This window comes from Diaphorobacter oryzae DSM 22780 (assembly GCF_059568935.1).
Genome location: NZ_JCANUL010000002.1, coordinates 560,846 through 580,104 on the forward strand (window position 1 = coordinate 560,846; position 19,259 = coordinate 580,104).

Genomic DNA, 19,259 nt, shown 5'->3' on the forward strand with positions numbered 1-19,259 from the left:
GGGCTGCGCGCGCACGGCCGCACACCATGAGCAAGGAAGAAACCTCTTCCGGCGGCCTGCTGTCCAAGATGGTGAGGTTCGTGCGCAACCCCACCGTCAACTGGTCGGATCTCGACGCGGTGGAAGCCGACCGCGAGAGCCAGTACAGCAAGCAGATGCTCAAGGAGATGATTGAGCGCAAGCGGCGCAATGACTTCGTGCGCCGCCGCGAGTTCGATCAGCTGCGCAAGCTGCGCCAGCGCGAGGTCCTGCAGGGCCAGCGCGTCGACGACCCCACGGGGCGCACCTCGTTCTTCCAGACCAGCATGACCTCGCCCGACGACCGGGCCGTCACGCTCAAGAAGATCGACGAGATCGAGGCCCAGATGTCCCAGCAGTGGTGGAAGAGCAAGGGCGGTGGCGAGGCTGCGTCCGTGCTCCCCGCGTCCGCTGTGCCGGGCGCTGCGGCCGCGGCGCCCACCCAGCCCATGCCGCCGGCGCCTGTGCGCCCGGCGGCGGCCATGCCGGTCATTCCCGCGCATGCGCCCGTGGGCGGCATCCAGCCCGCGCCCGCGTCGGCCGCCATTGCCGCGGCCCTGGCCTCCAGCGGGTTGGCGGGGGAGCATGCGCGTGCCTTCGCACCCACCGCGCCGCTGAGCCTGCCCGCCGCGCTCGACAGGGCGCCGCTGGTGGCCCCCTTGTTTGCCGATGATGGCCTGGATGGCATCGGGGCGCCGGCATCCCGCGCGCAGGATGCGCAGGATGCGGCGCCGAAACTGGAGAAATTCGTGCACGAACCCGATCTTGAAGAGGCCGCGATCCGTTTCGCCAACGGCGACTATGCCGGCGCGGAATCGGGCCTGAAGGACGTGCTGGCCCAGCACCAGCGGGACGATCCGCAGCAGCAGCACGACATCTGGATGACGCTGTTCGACCTGTACCGTGCCATCGGGCAGCAGGCGCAGTTCGACGTGCTGGCCATCGACTACGCCGCGCGCTTCGGCCGCTCGGCGCCGCTGTGGTTCTCCCTGCCCGAGCAACTGGGCCTGCACGCGGCGGCCCCGGAGGCTGCCGCGCCCGCCGTGCCGCAGCGCGAGCTGAGCTGGAATGCGCAGCCCACGCTCACCCAGCAGTCGGTGGCCGCGCTGCAGGCCTCGCTGGCGCGCTCCGCGCCGCCGTGGACGCTGACCTGGACGCGCCTGACCGACATCGAGCCGCCCGCCGTGTCCGCCCTGGCCGAGCTGGTCGAGCATTGGGCCGAAAGCGATGTGCAGATCAAGTTCGTGGGCGTGCGCGCGCTACAAGCGGTGCTGCAGGCCCACACCCAGTCGGGCGACCGCGGGGCCGATCCGCAGTGGTGGCGCCTGCGCATGGCCGTGCTGCGCATGATGGGGCTGCCCGACGAGTTCGAGCTCGTGGCCCTCGACTACTGCGTGACGTACGAGGTTTCGCCACCCTCCTGGGCGCCGCCCGCCTGCGGCTACAGCGGCGACGATGGCGCGCAGCCCGCCGCCGTGCAGGATGCGCCCGACAGCGATCTGCACATGTCCGGCTTCGCGCTGTCGCAGCCCGCGGGGGGGCACGAGGGCCCCGTCGCGGCGCTCGAAGGCCATATCGAGGGCGACGCCACGCCGGCGCTGGAGCCCCTGGAGGCCCTGGTGCGTCCCGGCGTGCCGCTGATCGTGGCCTGCGACCGGCTGATCCGCATCGACTTCGCCGCCGTGGGCTCGGTGCTGAACTGGGCGGCCGAGCAGCAGGCGCAGGGCCATGTGGTGCAGTTCACCAATCTGCACCGCCTGGTGGCGGTGTTCTTCAACGTGATCGGCGTCAACGAGCACGCCTGGGTGGTGCCGCGCAAGAACTGACGGCCCGGCAGCCGGCGCCGCATGCGCAGGCCCCGGTAAGGTTGCCGGGCCCCGCTTGCAATGGGCGCAGCCGCCCCCATATGCCATCCCCATGGAACAGTACCACGGCACCACCATTCTCAGCGTCCGGCGCCAGACGGCGGACGGCATCCAGGTCGCCATTGGCGGCGACGGCCAGGTCACCCTGGGCAACATCGTCGTCAAGGGCTCGGCGCGCAAGGTGCGCAAGCTCTATGGCGGCAAGGTGCTGGCGGGCTTCGCGGGCGCCACGGCCGATGCCTTCACGCTGTTCGAGCGCTTCGAGGCCAAGCTGGAAAAGCACCAGGGCCAGTTGACGCGCGCGGCCATCGAGCTCACCAAGGAATGGCGCACCGACCGCGTGCTGCGCCGCCTGGAGGCCATGCTGGCCGTGGCGGACCATTCCGCCTCGCTCATCATCACCGGCAACGGCGACGTGCTGGAGCCCGAGCAGGGCATCGTCGCCATTGGCTCGGGCGGTGCCTATGCGCATTCGGCCGCCAAGGCGCTGCTGAACAACACCGATCTGCCGGCCGCCGAGATCGTCAAGAAGTCGCTGGAGATCGCCGGCGAGTTGTGCATCTACACCAACATGCACCACACCATCGAGACACTGTAGTCTTGTTTGCTATTATTTTAATAGCTGTTTGCGCTTATTCATAAAGCGCCAGAAGCTGATTTGACTCATAAAGACAGGCAGGCCGCAGCATGTCCTCCATGACCCCCCAGGAAATCGTCTCCGAACTCGACAGGCACATCGTCGGCCAGTCCGGCGCCAAGCGCGCCGTGGCGATCGCTCTGCGCAACCGCTGGCGCCGCCAGCAGGTGGACGCCGGCCTGCGCCAGGAGATCACGCCCAAGAACATTCTGATGATCGGTCCCACGGGCGTGGGCAAGACCGAAATCGCCCGGCGCCTGGCGCGTCTGGCGGACGCGCCCTTCATCAAGGTCGAGGCCACCAAGTTCACCGAGGTGGGCTATGTGGGCAAGGACGTGGACTCCATCGTCCGCGACCTGGTCGAGGTGGCCGTGAAGCAGACGCGCGAAGCCGACATGAAGAAGGTGCGCGCACGCGCCGAGGATGCGGCCGAGGAGCGCATCCTCGACGTGCTGATTCCGCAGGCGCGCAGCGCCGGCGAGCCCGCGGCCGACAGCGCGGCGCGCCAGGTGTTCCGCAAGAAGCTGCGCGAGGGCCAGCTCGACGACAAGGACATCGAGGTCGACCTGGCCGACGCCGCGCCGCGCCTGGAGGTGATGGGCCCGCAGGGCATGGAGGAAATGGCCGAGCAGCTGCGCGGCATGTTCAGCCAGATGGGGCAGGAGCGGCGCAAGACGCGCAAGCTCAAGATCGCCGAGGCGCTCAGGCTGCTGACCGACGAAGAGGCGGCCAAGCTGGTTAACGAGGAAGAGGTCAGGAACCGCGCGCTGGCGAACGCCGAGCAGAATGGCATCGTCTTCATCGACGAGATCGACAAGGTGGCGGCGCGCCAGGAATCCAGCGGCGCCGACGTCTCGCGCCAGGGCGTGCAGCGCGACCTGCTGCCGCTGGTGGAGGGCACGACGGTGTCCACCAAGTACGGCATGGTCAAGACCGACCACATTCTGTTCATCGCCTCGGGCGCCTTCCACCTGGCCAAGCCCAGCGACCTGATTCCCGAGCTGCAGGGGCGCTTCCCGATCCGCGTGGAGCTGGGCTCGCTGTCGGTGCAGGACTTCGAGGCCATCCTCACGCAGACCCATGCCTCGCTGGTCAAGCAGTACCAGGCGCTGCTCGCCACCGAAGGGGTGGCGCTGGAGTTCCGCCCCGAAGGCATCACGCGCCTGGCGCACATCGCCTACGAGGTCAACGAGCGCACCGAGAACATCGGCGCGCGCCGCCTGTCCACGGTGATGGAGCGCCTGCTGGACGAGGTGAGCTTCGACGCGACGAGGCTGGCGGACCAGACGGTGGTGGTGGATGCGGACTACGTGAACGCGCGGCTGCAGTCCCTGAGCCAGGATGAGGATCTGTCCAGATACATCCTGTGATATTTGGTAGCGGCCCCGTCAAGCCTTCAGAAATCACTTGCATACCTGCACCTAAGTACTTAATCAATAAGGAATTTTGCCCGTTTCTCACCTCCAGATTCGGCGCTAAGTCCTTGATTTCATTGCAAAATTTTGTAGCGCGACCCCTTGCCTGGTGTTCTTTTCCTGCTACAGTGCAAAAAAGTGCAATTAAGTGGTGAAAAGTGCCATCTGACCCCTGTCCCGGGGCGTTGGAAGCGGCATCATCAAGCAGAGGTCTCCATCCGTGTTTCAAGGGGCGTCATCGCTGAGTCTGGATGCAAAGGGGCGGCTGTCTGTGCCGACCCGGCATCGTGACGCCCTCGCGGAGCAGGCCAGCGGCCAACTGACCGTCACCAAGCACCCCGACGGCTGCCTGATGGTCTTTCCCCGCCCCGAGTGGGAAAAGTTCCGCGAGCGCATCGCCCAACTGCCCATGTCCGCCCAGTGGTGGAAGCGCATCTTCCTGGGCAATGCGATGGACGTGGAGATGGACGGCACGGGCCGGGTGCTGGTCTCGCCCGAACTGCGCGAGGCGGCCGGCCTGTCCAAGGACGCCATCTTGCTGGGCATGGGCAATCACTTCGAACTCTGGGACAAGGCGACCTACGAGGCCAAGGAGGCTGCGGCCATGCAGGCCGACATGCCCGACGTCTTCAAGGACTTCTCTTTTTAAGGACTGCGCGTGAATCAGTCCCTGCAGCACACCACGGTCTTGCTCGATGAGGCGGTTTACGCCTTGCTGGGCGATGGCGAATCGCCCGCGGGCACCTTCGTAGACGGCACGTTCGGCCGGGGGGGGCATTCGCGTCTCATCCTGCAGCGGCTGGGGCCGCAGGGGCGGCTGGTGGCGTTCGACAAGGACCCCCAGGCCATCCAAGAAGCGGCGCGCATCCAGGATGCGCGCTTTTCCATTCGGCACCAGGGCTTTTCGCACCTGCAGGAGCTGCCGCCCGCCAGCGTGGCGGGCGTGCTGCTCGACCTGGGGGTCAGCTCTCCGCAGATCGACGATCCGGGGCGCGGGTTCAGTTTTCGATTCGACGGTCCGCTGGACATGCGCATGGACACCACGCGCGGCCAGAGCGTGGCCGAGTGGCTGGCAGATGCCGAAGCGGCGCAGATTGCGGAGGTGATACGTGACTACGGTGAAGAACGGTTTGCTGGCCCCATTGCAAAGGCGATTGTTGCTCGGCGCACGCAGCGCGGCCCCATTGCAAGCACCGCCGAACTGGCCGACATCGTGGCTGGCGCGGTCAAGACCCGCGAGGCAGGCCAGAACCCTGCAACGCGCACATTTCAGGCTCTTCGGATTTTCATCAATGCCGAGCTTGAAGAACTGCAACAGGCGCTAGAGGCCAGCCTGGCGGTGCTGCAGCCCGGTGGGCGGCTGGTGGTGATCAGCTTCCACTCGCTCGAAGACCGCATCGTCAAGCAGTTCATCGCCCAGCATTCCAAGGAGGTCTTCGACCGCCGCGCGCCGTTCGCGCCGCCCCAGCCCATGCGGCTCAAGGCCCTGGAGCGCATCAAGCCCGGTGCCGCCGAGGTGGCGGCGAACCCGCGTGCGCGCAGTGCCGTGATGCGCGTGGCCGAACGCACGGAGGTGCCTGCATGAATGCCGCGCGGGCCCTCTGGGGGCGCGGCGTGGCACGCAGCCCGGGGGGGCGGCCATGACGCGCGTCAGCCTGGTGCTGCTGCTGGCCGTGATGGCCAGCGCGCTCTACCTGGTGCACACGCAGTACCAGTCGCGGCGCCTGTTCACCGAACTCGACCGCGCGGTGGCCGAGTCGCGCCGCCTGGAGACCGAGCACCAGCGCCTGCAGGTGGAAAAGCGGGCCCAGGCCACGCCGCTGCGCGTGGAGCGCCTGGCGCGCGACCGCCTGCACATGCGCACGACCACGCCGGCCATCACCCAGTACGTGACCGATGACGGCGCCCCCGTGGCGTCCGTTCCCGCGGCGGGAGGCGTGCAGTGAGCAGCCGCAGCGTGAACTACACCTCCAGCCCGCTGCTGGCCAGCAAGACACCGGTCTGGCGCAGCAAGATGATCGTCGCCCTGGTGGCACTGGGCTTCATGGGGCTGGCGGGGCGCGCGGCCTACGTGCAGGTGTTTGGCAATGCCTTCTTCCAGCGCCAGGGCGAGGTGCGGTTTGCGCGCACGCTGGAGCTGCCGGCCAACCGCGGCCGTATCCTGGACCGCAACGGGCTGATCCTCGCCTCCAGCGTGCCGGCGGCCAGCATCTGGGCCATTCCCGAGGACGTGGAGGGCGACAAGCCCGAGGTGCGCGCCAAGCTCAAGGAATTGGCGCGCCTCATGGACATGCCGCTGCCCGCGCTGCAGGCCAGGCTGGCCGACGAGGACAAGACCTTCGTCTGGATCAAGCGCCAGCTTGACTGGGACGTGGGCCAGAAGATCGCTGCGCTGAACATCAAGGGCATCTACCAGCGCAAGGAATACAAGCGCCAGTACCCCGAGGGCGAGGCGGCCGCGCATGTGGTGGGCTTCACCAACGTGGAGGACCATGGCCAGGAGGGCATGGAGCTGGCGTTCGACAAGGAGCTGGCCGGCAAGGCCGGCTCCCGCCGCGTGATCAAGGACCGCCTGGGCCGCGTGGTCGAGGGCGTGGGCGCCGAGGTGCCGCCCGTGGACGGCAAGGACATGCAGCTGTCCATCGACAGCAAGGTGCAGTTCTTTGCCTACCAGAAGCTGCGCGACACCGTCATGGCGCACGGCGCCAAGGCCGGCAGCGTGGTGGTGCTCGACGCCCGTACCGGCGAGGTGCTGGCCCTGGCCAACTACCCCAGCTACGTGCCCGACAAGCGCCAGAACCTCACGGGCGAGCAGCTGCGCAACCGCGCGCTCACCGACGTGTTCGAGCCCGGCTCGACCATCAAGCCCATCACCGTCGGACTGGCGCTGGAAAGCGGGCGCTTCAAGCCCGAGACCCTGGTGGACACCACGCCCGGGCGCATCAACATCACGGGCTCGACCATCAGCGACACGCGCAACTATGGCGTGCTGTCGGTGGAAGGAGTGATCCAGAAGTCGAGCAACGTGGGCACCACCAAGATCGCCATGCAGCTGCCCGCGCAGGAGATGTGGGAGACCTTCTCCGCCGTGGGCTTCGGGCAGAAGCCCCACATCGCCTTTCCCGGCGTGGCCGGCGGGCGGTTGCGGCCGTACAAGAGCTGGCGGCCCATCGAGCAGGCCACCATGGCCTACGGCTACGGCCTGTCGGCCAGCCTGTTCCAGATGGCGCGCTCCTACACCGTGTTCTCCAACGGCGGCAAGGTGATTCCGGCCACCATGCTCAAGTCCCACGAGCCCGGCGTGGGCGTGCCCGTGTTTTCCGAACGCACCGCCAACCAGGTGCGCAAGATGCTGCAGATGGCCGCCGGCCCCGGCGGCACGGGGCAGAAGGCGCAGACCGTGGGCTATTCGGTGGGCGGCAAGTCGGGCACGGCGCGCAAGCAGGTGGGCAAGAGCTATGCCTCGGGCAAGTACCGGGCCTGGTTCACCGGGCTGGCGCCCGTGGACCAGCCGCGCATCATCGTCGCCGTGATGGTCGACGAGCCCAGCAACGGCGTGATCTACGGCGGCGCGGTGGCGGCGCCGGTGTTCAGCGAAGTGGTGCAGCAGACGCTGCGCATGATGGGCGTGGCGCCCGACATGGCGGTCAAGCCGCTGATCGTCTCCAACGCCGTGGAGGAGTCGCTGTGACGGCCCTGCACACCCTCACCTCTGCACCCGAGGCCGTGCGCTGGCTGCGCGAGCGTGTCACGGGAACGCTGCAGACCGACAGCCGCCTCGTCCAGCCGGGCGACGGCTTCATCGCCTGGCCCGGCGCGGCCACGGACGGGCGCGCCCATGTGGGCGATGCCATGGCGCGCGGTGCCGTGGCCTGCCTGGTGGAACAAGAGGGCGTGGCGCCCTTCGGGTTCGATGGCCGCCCGCATATCGCGTCGCTGCGCGGCCTCAAGGCCGCGACCGGCCTCATTGCCGACGCATGGTTCGGCCACCCCACGCAGCGCCTGCCCGTGCTGGCCGTGACGGGGACCAATGGCAAGACCAGCACCGCCTGGTGGCTGGCTGACGCCTTTGGTTTGCTATCAAAACAGGAGCTATCCGCGCTTGGCGGGTGTGCGCTGGTGGGTACTTTGGGTATGGGTGTGCCGCCGGCGCTTGATGCCACGGGCATGACCACGCCCGATCCGGTGCGCCTGCAGCGCGCCTTCGCGCAGTTTGCCGACGCGGGCCTGGGGGCGTGCGCCATCGAGGCCTCGTCCATCGGCCTGGCCGAGCACCGGCTGGACGGCACGCGCATCCGCGTGGCGCTGTTCACCAACTTCACCCAGGACCACCTGGACTACCACCCCGGCATGGCGGCCTATTGGCAGGCCAAGCGCGTGCTGTTCGACTGGCCCGGGCTGCAGGCCGCCGTGGTCAACATCGACGACGCGCAGGGTGCCGCGCTGCATGCCGAGCTCGCGGGCCGCGGGCTGGACCTGTGGAGCGTTTCCATCCACGGGCCGGCACGCCTGCAGGCCCGGGACATCGTGCACACGGGCGCCGGCCTGGCGTTCACCGTGGCCGAGGGCGCGCAGGCCGAGCTGCTGCAGACCCGGGTCATCGGCCTGTACAACGTCTCCAACCTGCTGGGCGTGATCGCCGGCATGCGCGCCATGGGCGTGCCGCTGGCGCAGGCGCTGCGGGCCTGCGCCGGGCTCGCGCCGGTGCCCGGCCGCATGGAGCAGCTGGCCCTGGCCGGCCAGCCCCTGGTGGCCGTGGACTATGCCCACACGCCCGATGCGCTGCACCAGGCTCTGGCCGCGCTCAGGCCCGTGGCGGCGCAGCGGGGCGGCCGCCTGTGGTGCGTGTTCGGCTGCGGCGGCAACCGCGATGCGGGCAAGCGCCCGTTGATGGGGGCCGTGGCCCAGCGCGAGGCGGACCGCGTGATCGTCACCAGCGACAACCCGCGCGGCGAAGACCCGCGGGCCATCATCCACCAGATCCTGCTGGGCATGATCGCCTCGACCCACGTGCGCGCCGAAGCCGACCGCGCCGCCGCTATCGCGCAGGCGCTGGCCGAGGCCGATGGCGCCGACGTGGTGCTGATCGCCGGCAAGGGCCATGAGGATTACCAGGAGACGGCCGGCAGACGCCTGCCGTTTTCCGACATGGCGCAGGCGCGTGACGCGCTGGCGCGCCGAGGAGCCGTGGCATGAGCCACCCACACATTTCCCCCATGCTGACCTTGCAGCAGGCGCTGGCCCTGCTGCAGCCCCGCATTCCTGCCGCCCGCATCGTGGGCGACGGCGCCACGCCGCTCGCGCGCGTGCACACCGACACGCGCACGCTGGCGCAGGGCGACCTGTTCGTGGCGCTCAAGGGCGAGCGCTTCGACGCCCACCAGTTCCTCGCGCAGGCGCGTGCCGCCGGTGCCGCCGCGGCCCTGGCCCATGGCGGGCTGGCGGCGGCCGGCCTGCCCGGCATCGAGGTGCCCGACAGCCTGCGCGCGCTCGGCGCACTGGCCGCCGGCTGGCGCGCGCAGTGGGCGCTGCCGTTGATCGGCGTGACGGGCAGCAACGGCAAGACCACGGTCACGCAGATGATCGCCGCCGTGCTGCGCGCCTGGAAGGGCGATGCCGCGCTGGCCACCCAGGGCAACTTCAACAACGACGTGGGCGTGCCGCTCACGCTGCTGCGGCTGCGCGCAACGCACGCGGCGGCGGTGATCGAGCTGGGCATGAACCACCCGGGCGAGATCGCCGGCCTGGCCGACATGGCGGGGCCCACCGTGGCCTTGGTCAACAACGCCCAGCGCGAGCACCTGGAGTTCATGGGCACGGTGGAGGCCGTGGCGCGCGAGAACGGCAGTGTGTTCGCGGCACTGCCGCCGCAGGGCGTGGCCGTGTTCCCTGCCGCCGATGCCTTCACGTCGCTGTGGCGCGAACTGGCGCAGGGGCGCCGCTGCCTGACGTTTGGCGAGGCGGCGGGCGAGGTGCGCTGCGCGGCCGCGCAGTGGCAGGGCGGCGCCTGGCAGGTGCGCGTGGACACGCCGCAGGGCGCCTTCGACACGCGGCTGGCCATTGCCGGGCGGCACAACGTCACCAACGCACTGGCCGCCACCGCCTGCGCCGTGGCCGCGGGCGTGCCGCTGGAGGCCATCGCGCAGGGCCTGGCGGCCTTCGTGCCGGTCAAGGGGCGTTCGCGCGCCTTCGCCGTGCAGTGCCAGGGGCGCGGCATCACCGTGGTGGACGACAGCTACAACGCCAACCCCGACTCCGTGCACGCCGCCGTCGAGGTGCTGGCCGAACTGCCGGGCCCGCGCCTGCTGGTGCTGGGCGACATGGGCGAGGTGGGCGACCAGGGGCCGCAGTTCCACGCCGAGGCCGGCGCGCATGCGCGCCAGCGCGGCATCGAGCAGGTTTATGCGCTGGGCGCCTTGAGCGCCCACGCGGCGCGGGCCTATGGGCCTGCGGCAAGGCATTTTGACGACATGGCAGCGCTGCAGGCAGCGGTGCGGGCAGCGCTGCCCGGGGTGGGCAGCGTGCTGGTGAAGGGATCGCGATTCATGAAGATGGAACAGGTGGTGCAGGCGCTCGAGGCCGTGCATGAGGCCGGAGCGCAGGGCGGCACCGCCCGGGGAACGACCGCTGAGGGAGGCGCCGCATGCTGCTGATGCTGTCCCAATGGCTGCAGGGCCTGTCGCCCGACTTGAGCTTTCTGCGCGTGTTCCAGTACCTCACGTTCCGCGCGGTGATGGCCGCCGTGACGGCCCTGCTGATCGGGCTGGTGGCGGGGCCGAAGGTCATTCGCATGCTCACCTCGCTCAAGATCGGCCAGCCCATCCGCGGCTACGGCATGCAGTCGCACCTGTCCAAGAGCGGCACGCCCACCATGGGCGGCGTGCTGATCCTGGGCTCCATCGCCATCTCCACGCTGCTGTGGTTCGACCTGTCCAACCGCTTCGTGTGGATCGTGCTCGCCGTCACGCTGGGCTTCGGCGCCATCGGCTGGGTGGACGACTGGCGCAAGGTGGTCAACAAGGACCCGGAGGGCATGCGCTCGCGCGAGAAGTATTTCTGGCAGTCGGTGATCGGCCTGCTGGCCGCGCTGTACCTGGTGTTCAGCATCTCCGAAAGCTCCAACGCGCGCGTGTTCGAGCTGTTCGCCACCTGGGTGCAATCGGGCTTCTCGCTGGATCTGCCGCCCAAGGCCGGCCTGCTCGTGCCCTTCTTCAAGGAGGTCAGCTACCCGCTGGGCGTGCTGGGCTTCGTGATCCTCACCTACCTCGTGATCGTGGGCTCGAGCAATGCGGTGAACCTCACCGACGGCCTGGACGGCCTGGCCATCATGCCGGTGATCATGGTGGGCTCGGCCCTGGGCATCTTCGCCTACGTGACGGGCAACGCCAGCTACTCCAAGTACCTGCTGTTCCCGCACATCCCGGGCTCGGGCGAGCTGCTGATCTTCTGCGCGGCCATGGCCGGCGCGGGCCTGGCCTTCCTGTGGTTCAACACCCATCCGGCCCAGGTGTTCATGGGCGACGTGGGCGCGCTGGCGCTGGGCGCGGCGCTGGGCACTATCGCCGTCATCGTGCGCCAGGAAATCGTGCTGGCCATCATGGGCGGCATCTTCGTGGTCGAGGCCCTGTCGGTGATGCTGCAGGTGACCTGGTTCAAGTACACCAAGCGCCGCTACGGCGAGGGCCGGCGCCTGCTGAAGATGGCGCCGCTGCACCACCATTTCGAGAAAAGTGGCTGGAAGGAGACGCAGGTCGTCGTGCGCTTCTGGATCATCACCATGCTGTTGTGCCTCGTGGGGCTGTCCACGCTGAAGCTGCGATGAGCACCGAGCACCACGACCCCCTGCGCCCCGAAGCGGCCACGCCCGCCGCGGTGGATGCGGCCGTGCCCGCACCGGTGGCGGTGTCGTTGCCGGAGGCGGTGCCGCCTGTCGCACCGGCCGAGGTGCTGCCCGGCGCCGAACCGCCGGCCGTCCCAGCTGCCGCTGACCGCTTCGACTACACCGCGCCCACGGTGTCGGCCGCCGCGGCCGCAGCCGAGTTCGTGGCGCGCATCTTTGCCGATGTGGGCAGTTCCGACGAGGCCACCGCCGCCGAGCCGGCCGGCGAAAGCGCCGCGCCTGAGGACGCAGCGGGCGATGCGGCCGTGGCCGATGGCCAGCCGGCCGCCGCCGGTGACGCCCCGGTGTCCCTGGCCGGGCGGCGGGTGCTGGTGCTGGGCCTCGGCGCCTCGGGCCTGGCCATGGCGCGCTGGTGTGTGCGCAGCGGTGCGCAGGTCACCGTGGCCGACACGCGGGCCAACCCGCCGCAGCTGGCGGCGCTGCGCGCCGAGCTGCCGCAGGTGGAGTTTGTCGCCGGCGCCTTCGATGCGTCCCTGCTGCAGGGCCGCGAACTGCACGCGGTGTACCGTTCCCCGGGCCTGCGTCCGGCGGAGATTGCTCCTATTGTTGTAGCTGCTGACGCGCTACAGATAAGCGTGCAAGGCGAATTGGGCTTGTATGCGATGGCGCTGCGCGAACTGCGCGCCACCCAGGGCTATGCGCCGGCCGTGCTGGCCGTCACCGGTACCAACGGCAAGACCACCGTGACCTCGCTCACGGGGCTGCTGGTGGAATGCGCGGGCAAGAGCGTGGCCGTGGCCGGCAACATCGGCCCCACGCTGCTGGACACGCTGGGTCAGCGCATCGACGCGGGCCAGCTGCCCGAGGTCTGGGTGCTGGAGCTGTCGAGCTTCCAGCTCGACGGGGTGACAGGCTTCGAGCCCACGGCCGCCGTGGTGCTCAACATCACGCAGGACCACCTGGACTGGCACGGCAGCATGCAGGCCTATGCCCAGGCCAAGGCGCGCATCTTCGGCGAGCGGGGCCTCATGGTGCTCAACCGCGAAGACCCCGAGGTCATGGCCATGCTGCCGCCGCCCCTGCGCGTGAAGCTGCAAAAGCCCCAGCTGCGCGCCCATGTCACCTTCGGCGGCGACATGCCGCAGCGCCCGGGCGACTTTGGCATCGAGATCGTGAGCGGCATGGCCTGGCTGGTGCGTGCGCACGAGGCCGACGAAACCGCCAAGCGCGGCAAGGCGCAGCCGGAGGCCGAGCTGCACATCCAGCGCCTGATGCCCGCCGATGCGCTGCGCATCCGCGGCCGGCACAACGCCACCAATGCGCTGGCCGCCCTGGCACTGGCCCAGGCCGCGGGCTGCGCGCTGGCGCCCATGCTCTACGGCCTGCGCGAATACCGCGGCGAGCCGCACCGCGTGGAGCCCGTGGGCATGGTGCGCGAGGTGGAGTATTTCGACGACAGCAAGGGCACCAACGTGGGCGCCACGGTGGCGGCCCTCACGGGGCTGGGCGCGGACCGGCGCCTGGTGGTGATCCTGGGCGGCGATGGCAAGGGGCAGGACTTCTCGCCGCTGGCCACGCCCGTGGCGCGCTATGCGCGCGCCGTGCTGCTCATCGGCCGTGACGCGCCCCAGATCCGCGCCGCGCTGCAGGGCAGCGGCGTGCCGCTGCTGGACGCCGCCACGCTGCCCGAGGCTGTGCAACTGGCCGCGCAGCGCGCCCACGCGGGCGACGCCGTGCTCATGTCGCCCGCCTGCGCGAGCTTGGACATGTTCGACCACTACGGCCACCGCGCCCAGGTGTTCCGGGACGCCGTGCAGGCCCTGGCCGAGGATGCGGGCCAGTCATTGGACGGAGGCCTGGCATGAGCGCCGCGGCTCCCCGCACCAACCTCTGGCAGCGCCTGCTGGGCTGGGTGGGCGCGCTGCCGGCCAAGACCGCCGACGTGCTGCCCGTGCGCGTGGGCGGCACGGAATACCGGCGCACCGCGGCCACGCCCGCGCGCGTGCTGGGCTTCGACCAGGCGCTGCTGTGGGTCGTGGTCCTGCTGCTGGCCTTCAGCGTGGTGATGGTGTATTCGGCCTCCATCGCCATGCCGGACAACCCGCGCTTCGGCAACATCGCGCCCACGCATTTCCTGGTGCGCCATGTGACGGCGCTGGGCGTGGGCTTCGTGGCGGCGCTGTTCGCGTTCCAGGTGTCCATGAACACCTGGGAACGCATGGCGCCCTGGCTGTTCGTGGCCTCCATCGTGCTGCTCATCGCGGTGCTGATTCCGCATGTGGGCACGGTGGTCAACGGCGCGCGCCGCTGGCTCAGCCTGGGGGTGATGAACTTCCAGCCGTCGGAGCTGGCCAAGTTCGCCGTGCTGATCTACGCCTCGGACTACATGGTGCGCAAGATGGAGGTCAAGGAGCGGTTCTTCCGCGCCGTGATGCCCATGGCGGTCGCCGTGGCCATCGTGGGCGCGCTGCTGCTGGCCGAACCCGACATGGGCGCCTTCATGGTGATCGCCGTGATCGCCATGGGCATCCTGTTCCTGGGCGGCGTGAACGCCCGCATGTTCTTCCTGATCGCCGCCATTTTGCTGCTGGCGTTCGCGGCCATGGTCTGGTTCTCGGACTGGCGGCGCGAGCGCATCTTTGCCTACCTCGACCCGTGGAGCGAAAAGCATGCGCTGGGCAAGGGCTACCAGCTGTCGCACTCGCTGATCGCCATCGGCCGCGGCGAGATCTTCGGCGTGGGCCTGGGGGGCAGCGTGGAAAAGCTGCACTGGCTGCCGGAGGCGCACACCGACTTCCTGCTGGCCGTGATCGGCGAGGAGTTCGGCCTGGTGGGCGTGCTCACGCTGATCCTGGCCTTCCTGTGGATGACGCGCCGCATCATGCACATCGGCCGCCAGGCCATCGCGCTGGACCGCGTGTTCTCGGGCCTCGTGGCCCAGGGCGTGGCGATCTGGATCGGCTTCCAGGCCTTCATCAACATGGGCGTGAACCTGGGCGCGCTGCCCACCAAGGGGCTGACGCTGCCGCTCATGAGCTTCGGCGGCTCGGCCATCCTCATGAACCTGGTCGCCGTCGCCGTGGTGCTGCGCGTCGACTACGAAAACAAGCTGCTGATGAGGGGAGGGCGCACATGACGCAGAAGACCGCGCTCATCATGGCCGGCGGCACCGGCGGCCACATCTTCCCCGGCCTGGCCGTGGCCGAGGAACTGCGCGCACGCGGCTGGCGCGTGCACTGGCTGGGCACGCCGGGCAGCATGGAGTCGCGCATCGTGCCGCAGCAGGGCTTTGCGCTGGAGACCATCGACTTCTCGGGCGTGCGCGGCAAGGGGCTGGTCACGCTGGCGCTGCTGCCGCTCAAGCTGCTGCGCGCGTTTTGGCAGGCGCTGGCCGTGGTGCGGCGCGTGCGGCCCGACGTGGTCGTGGGCATGGGCGGCTACGTCACCTTCCCCGGCGGCATGATGGCCGTGCTGGCCGGCAAGCCCCTGGTGCTGCACGAGCAAAACTCCGTGGCCGGCATGGCCAACAAGGTGCTGGCCGGCGTGGCCGACCGCATCTTCACCGCCTTCCCCGGCGTGTTCACGAAGGGCCAGTGGGTGGGCAACCCGCTGCGCGCCGCCTTCACGCGGCAGGCCGGTCCGGCCGAGCGCTTTGCGGGGCGCACGGGGCCGCTCCAACTGCTGGTCGTGGGCGGCAGCCTGGGCGCACGCGCGCTCAACGAGATCGTGCCGCAGGCGCTGGCGCTGATCCCGGAAGGCCAGCGGCCCCGGGTCATGCACCAGAGCGGCGCCGCGCAGATCGAGCAGCTGCGCGCCAATTACGCGGCGGCGGGCGTGCAGGCCGAGTGCACGCCCTTCATCGACGACACGGCCACGGCCTACGCCGAGGCCGACCTCATCGTGTGCCGCGCGGGCGCCAGCACCGTCACCGAGATCGCCGCCGTGGGCGCGGCCGCGGTGTTCGTGCCCTTCCCGCATGCGGTGGACGACCACCAGACCACCAACGCGCGCTTCCTCGTCGAGGCGGGCGGCGGCTGGCTGGCGCAGCAGGCCGACCTGACGCCGCGCTGGCTGGCCGACGTGCTATTGAATACAGAGCGGCCCGCGCTTGTGGAGCGGGCGCTGAAGGCTAAAACGATGCAAAAAACCCAAGCCACCCGCGAGGTGGTCTCCGCCTGTGAGGAGCTGGCCGCATGAAGCACGCCATTCGTCACATCCATTTCGTCGGCATCGGCGGCTCCGGGATGTGCGGCATCGCCGAGGTGCTGCACAACCTGGGCTACGGCGTCTCGGGCTCCGACCTGGCGGACAGCGCCACGCTGCGCCGCCTGCAGTCGCTGGGCGTGAGCACCCACGTGGGCCACGCGGCCGCGCATGTCGCGGGGGCCGATGCCGTGGTGATCTCCACCGCCGTGCAGCAGGACAACCCCGAGGTGCTGGCCGCGCGCGAGAAGAAGATCCCCATCGTGCCGCGCGCCGTGATGCTGGCCGAACTCATGCGCCTGCGCCGCGGCATCGCCATCGCGGGCGCGCACGGCAAGACCACCACCACCAGCCTGGTGGCCAGCGTGCTGGCCGAGGCCGGGCTGGACCCGACCTTCGTGATCGGCGGGCGCCTGAACAGCGCTGGCACCAACGCCAAGCTGGGCAAGGGCGAGTACATCGTGGTCGAGGCCGACGAGTCCGACGCCTCGTTCCTGAACCTGCTGCCCGTGATGGCCGTGGTCACCAACATCGACGCCGACCACATGGAGACCTACGGCCACGACTTCGGCCGGCTCAAGCAGGCCTTCGTGGACTTCCTGCACCGCATGCCGTTCTACGGCACGGCCATCCTGTGCATCGACAACCCGGCGGTGCGCGACATCCTGCCCCAGGTGACCTGCCCGGTGACGAGCTACGGCCTGGCCGAGGGCGCCGAGGTGCGCGCCCTGGACGTGCGCGCCGTGGGCACGCAGATGCACTTTCGCGTGCAGCGGCGCAATGGCGTCACGCTGCCCGACCTGGACGTCGTGCTCAACCTGGCCGGCGAGCACAACGTGCTCAACGCCCTGGCGGCGATCGCCGTGGCGACCGAGCTGAACGTGCCCGACGAGGCCCTGCTGCGCGCGCTGGCCGGCTTCACCGGCGTCGGCCGGCGCTTTCAGCGCCACGGCGACCTGCCCACGCAGGACGGCGGCAGCTTCACTCTGATCGAGGACTACGGCCACCACCCCGTGGAGATGGCGGCCACCATGGCGGCCGCCCGCGGCGCCTTCCCGGGCCGGCGCCTGGTGCTGGCCTTCCAGCCGCACCGCTACAGCCGCACACGCGACTGCTTCGAGGACTTCGTGAAGGTGCTGGGCGGCGCCGACGCCGTGCTGCTGACCGAGGTCTATGCCGCCGGCGAGGCGCCCATCGTGGCCGCCGACGGCCGCTCGCTGGCGCGCGCGCTGCGCGTGGCCGGCACGGCGGAGCCGGTGTTCATCGACGAGGTGGCCGAGATGCCCCAGCGCATCGCTGCCGGCGCCAAGGACGGCGACGTGGTGCTGTGCATGGGCGCGGGCTCGATCGGCGGCGTGCCCGCCAAGGTGGTCGAGTTGCTTCAAAAAAGTGAGCTGCCAGCGCAGGAAGGGCGGGCGTAATGAGCCAAAATGATCTGAATATCGATGCGCAGGCACTGGGCAAGGTGGCGGTGCTCATGGGCGGCACGTCGGCCGAGCGCGAGGTGTCGCTCATGTCCGGCGGCGGCGTGCTGCAGGCGCTGCGCGCGCGCGGCGTCGACGCCCACGCCTTCGACCCCGCGCACAGCGACCTGTCGGAGCTGAAGACCCATGGCTACAAGCGCTGCTTCATCGCGCTGCACGGTCGCCACGGCGAGGACGGCACGGTGCAGGGCGCGCTGGAGCTGCTGGGCATTCCCTACACCGGCCCCGGCGTCATGGCGTCCAGCATTGCCATGGACAAGATCATGACCAAGCGCATCTGGCGCTTCGAGGGCCTGCCCACGCCGGACTGGCGGCTGGTCTCCAGCAGCGCCGAGACGGCCCGGGCCTTCCAGGAACTGGGCGCGCCCATGATCGTCAAGCCCTCGCGCGAGGGATCGACCATCGGGCTGACCAAGGTGACCTCGCTGGGCCAGTGCGAGCAGGCCTACCGCCTGGCCGCGCAGCACGACCCCGAGGTGCTGTGCGAGCAGTTCATCGCCGGCGACGAGACCACCTGCCCGGTGCTGGGCCAGGGCGCGGCGGCGCAGGCGCTGCCGGTGATCCGCATCGTGGCGCCGGAAGGCAACTACGACTACCAGAACAAGTACTTCACCGACGTCACGCAGTACCACTGCCCCAGCGGCCTGCCCGAGGCCGAGGAGCGCGAGATCCAGCGCATCGTCGTGCAGGCCTTCCGCACGCTGGGCTGCCGCGGCTGGGCGCGCGCGGACATCATGATCCGCGCCAGCGACCGCAAGCCCTTCCTGCTGGAGATCAACACCTCGCCCGGCATGACCGGCCATTCGCTCGTGCCCATGGCGGCCCAGGCCAGCGGCATCAGCTACCCCGACCTGTGCCTGCGCATCCTGGCCAGCGCCTCGCTCGACGCGCTGCAGGGGCGCGAGGGCGCGGCGGGAGGACAGGGGAACGCATGAACCACGCGCTGCCGGCACCGCTCGACGTCAAGCTCATGAACCTGACCGCCACGGTCCTGTTCATGGGCTGTGCCGTGGGCGTGCTGGTGGTGGGCGGCGGGTGGCTGCTGCGCCATCCGGCCTTCGCGATCGGACGCATCGCGGTGGAGGGCGAGCTGGTGCACACCAGCGCCATGAGCCTGCGCGCCAACGTGGCGCCGCAGCTCGTCGGCAACTTCTTCACCGTCGACCTGAACGCGGCGCGCCGCACCTTCGAGCAGGTGCCCTGGGTGCGCCGCGCCCATGTGCGTCGCGAGTTCCCGAGCGGCCTGCGCGTGGAGCTGCAGGAGCATGACGTGGTGGCCCACTGGGGCGCGGAGGGCAGCGCCACGTTGGTCAACAGCCATGGCGAGGTCTTCGAGGCCCATGCCGACGACCTGGAGCAGGACAACCTGCCGCGCCTGCTGGGCGCGCCCGAGCGCTCGGCCGAAATGCTGCAGATGTACCGGCGGCTGGCGCAGGCGCTCGCGCCGCTGGGTTCCGGCATCGACACGCTGGAGCTGACGGGCAACGGCGGCTGGCGCGTCACGCTCGACAGCGGCGCCGTGCTGGAGCTGGGCGGTGGTCAGGAGGGGGTGCTGATGGAGCGCGTGCGGCGCCTGGTGGGCACGCTGCCCAGCGTGGCGCAGCAGCAGGGGCGGCGGGTGGATGCGCTGGAGTACGCCGACCTGCGGCACGAGAGCGGCTACGCGTTGCGGCTGCGCGGCGTGACCACCGTGAGCGCCGATGCGCAGCGCGCGGCGCCGGTGCGTGCGCCCGCGCGGCCGGCTGCGTCGCGCACGCGGGTGCAGGGCAGGTAACGGGGCAGAACAACTGAGGGCAG

General features: G+C 70.0%; 16 protein-coding genes. All 16 read left to right on the forward strand.

Going from position 1 to position 19,259, the window contains the following annotated elements; all coding sequences use genetic code 11:
• The first annotated feature begins 26 nt into the window (after window positions 1–26).
• The 16 genes from BP68_RS05810 to BP68_RS05885 all read left to right on the forward strand — a co-directional run bounded on the left by BP68_RS05810 (window position 27) and on the right by BP68_RS05885 (window position 19,236).
• Window positions 27–1,844 carry an STAS domain-containing protein gene (locus tag BP68_RS05810; RefSeq protein WP_496369668.1) on the forward strand — a complete coding sequence of 606 codons (1,818 nt, stop codon included), beginning with the start codon at window positions 27–29 and terminating at the stop codon, window positions 1,842–1,844.
• 91 nt (window positions 1,845–1,935) lie between these two features.
• On the forward strand, window positions 1,936–2,481 hold the full coding sequence (gene hslV, locus BP68_RS05815; protein WP_496369669.1) for an ATP-dependent protease subunit HslV: 546 nt from the start codon (window positions 1,936–1,938) through the stop codon (window positions 2,479–2,481).
• 89 nt (window positions 2,482–2,570) lie between these two features.
• Window positions 2,571–3,890: an ATP-dependent protease ATPase subunit HslU gene (gene hslU / locus BP68_RS05820; RefSeq protein ID WP_496369670.1), complete on the forward strand. Its 1,320-nt coding sequence runs from the start codon at window positions 2,571–2,573 to the stop codon at window positions 3,888–3,890.
• A 265-nt stretch (window positions 3,891–4,155) separates the two neighbouring features.
• The gene (gene mraZ / locus BP68_RS05825; protein ID WP_496369671.1) at window positions 4,156–4,584 is read left to right on the forward strand and encodes a division/cell wall cluster transcriptional repressor MraZ; all 429 of its coding nucleotides are present in this window, start codon (window positions 4,156–4,158) and stop codon (window positions 4,582–4,584) included.
• 9 nt (window positions 4,585–4,593) lie between these two features.
• On the forward strand, window positions 4,594–5,520 hold the full coding sequence (rsmH, locus tag BP68_RS05830) for a 16S rRNA (cytosine(1402)-N(4))-methyltransferase RsmH (protein WP_496369672.1): 927 nt from the start codon (window positions 4,594–4,596) through the stop codon (window positions 5,518–5,520).
• Window positions 5,521–5,575: 55 nt separating this feature from the next.
• A complete protein-coding gene (gene ftsL / locus BP68_RS05835; protein ID WP_496369673.1) occupies window positions 5,576–5,881 on the forward strand; it encodes a cell division protein FtsL in 306 nt (101 codons plus the stop codon).
• Window positions 5,878–7,626: a peptidoglycan D,D-transpeptidase FtsI family protein gene (locus tag BP68_RS05840; protein WP_496369674.1), complete on the forward strand. Its 1,749-nt coding sequence runs from the start codon at window positions 5,878–5,880 to the stop codon at window positions 7,624–7,626. Before ftsL ends, BP68_RS05840 begins: the two co-directional genes overlap by 4 nt.
• Entirely contained in the window at window positions 7,623–9,131 is a 1,509-nt protein-coding gene (locus BP68_RS05845) for a UDP-N-acetylmuramoyl-L-alanyl-D-glutamate--2,6-diaminopimelate ligase (RefSeq protein ID WP_496369675.1), read from the forward strand. The genes BP68_RS05840 and BP68_RS05845 overlap by 4 nt, the downstream gene beginning before the upstream one ends.
• A 20-nt stretch (window positions 9,132–9,151) precedes the next feature.
• The gene (locus tag BP68_RS05850; protein WP_496369676.1) at window positions 9,152–10,588 is read left to right on the forward strand and encodes a UDP-N-acetylmuramoyl-tripeptide--D-alanyl-D-alanine ligase; all 1,437 of its coding nucleotides are present in this window, start codon (window positions 9,152–9,154) and stop codon (window positions 10,586–10,588) included.
• Window positions 10,579–11,757 (forward strand): phospho-N-acetylmuramoyl-pentapeptide-transferase, encoded by a 1,179-nt coding sequence (gene mraY / locus BP68_RS05855; protein WP_496369677.1) that lies wholly within the window; start codon window positions 10,579–10,581, stop codon window positions 11,755–11,757. The genes BP68_RS05850 and mraY overlap by 10 nt, the downstream gene beginning before the upstream one ends.
• The gene (gene murD, locus BP68_RS05860; RefSeq protein ID WP_496369678.1) at window positions 11,754–13,640 is read left to right on the forward strand and encodes a UDP-N-acetylmuramoyl-L-alanine--D-glutamate ligase; all 1,887 of its coding nucleotides are present in this window, start codon (window positions 11,754–11,756) and stop codon (window positions 13,638–13,640) included. Before mraY ends, murD begins: the two co-directional genes overlap by 4 nt.
• Window positions 13,637–14,911: a putative lipid II flippase FtsW gene (gene ftsW, locus BP68_RS05865; RefSeq protein WP_496369679.1), complete on the forward strand. Its 1,275-nt coding sequence runs from the start codon at window positions 13,637–13,639 to the stop codon at window positions 14,909–14,911. Before murD ends, ftsW begins: the two co-directional genes overlap by 4 nt.
• A complete protein-coding gene (murG, locus tag BP68_RS05870; RefSeq protein ID WP_496369680.1) occupies window positions 14,908–15,972 on the forward strand; it encodes an undecaprenyldiphospho-muramoylpentapeptide beta-N-acetylglucosaminyltransferase in 1,065 nt (354 codons plus the stop codon). The genes ftsW and murG overlap by 4 nt, the downstream gene beginning before the upstream one ends.
• On the forward strand, window positions 15,969–17,399 hold the full coding sequence (gene murC / locus BP68_RS05875; protein ID WP_496369681.1) for a UDP-N-acetylmuramate--L-alanine ligase: 1,431 nt from the start codon (window positions 15,969–15,971) through the stop codon (window positions 17,397–17,399). Before murG ends, murC begins: the two co-directional genes overlap by 4 nt.
• Window positions 17,399–18,397 (forward strand): D-alanine--D-alanine ligase, encoded by a 999-nt coding sequence (locus BP68_RS05880; protein WP_496369682.1) that lies wholly within the window; start codon window positions 17,399–17,401, stop codon window positions 18,395–18,397. Before murC ends, BP68_RS05880 begins: the two co-directional genes overlap by 1 nt.
• Complete coding sequence (locus BP68_RS05885) at window positions 18,394–19,236, forward strand: cell division protein FtsQ/DivIB (protein WP_496369683.1); 843 nt, start codon at window positions 18,394–18,396, stop codon at window positions 19,234–19,236. Before BP68_RS05880 ends, BP68_RS05885 begins: the two co-directional genes overlap by 4 nt.
• Window positions 19,237–19,259: the final 23 nt, after the last annotated feature.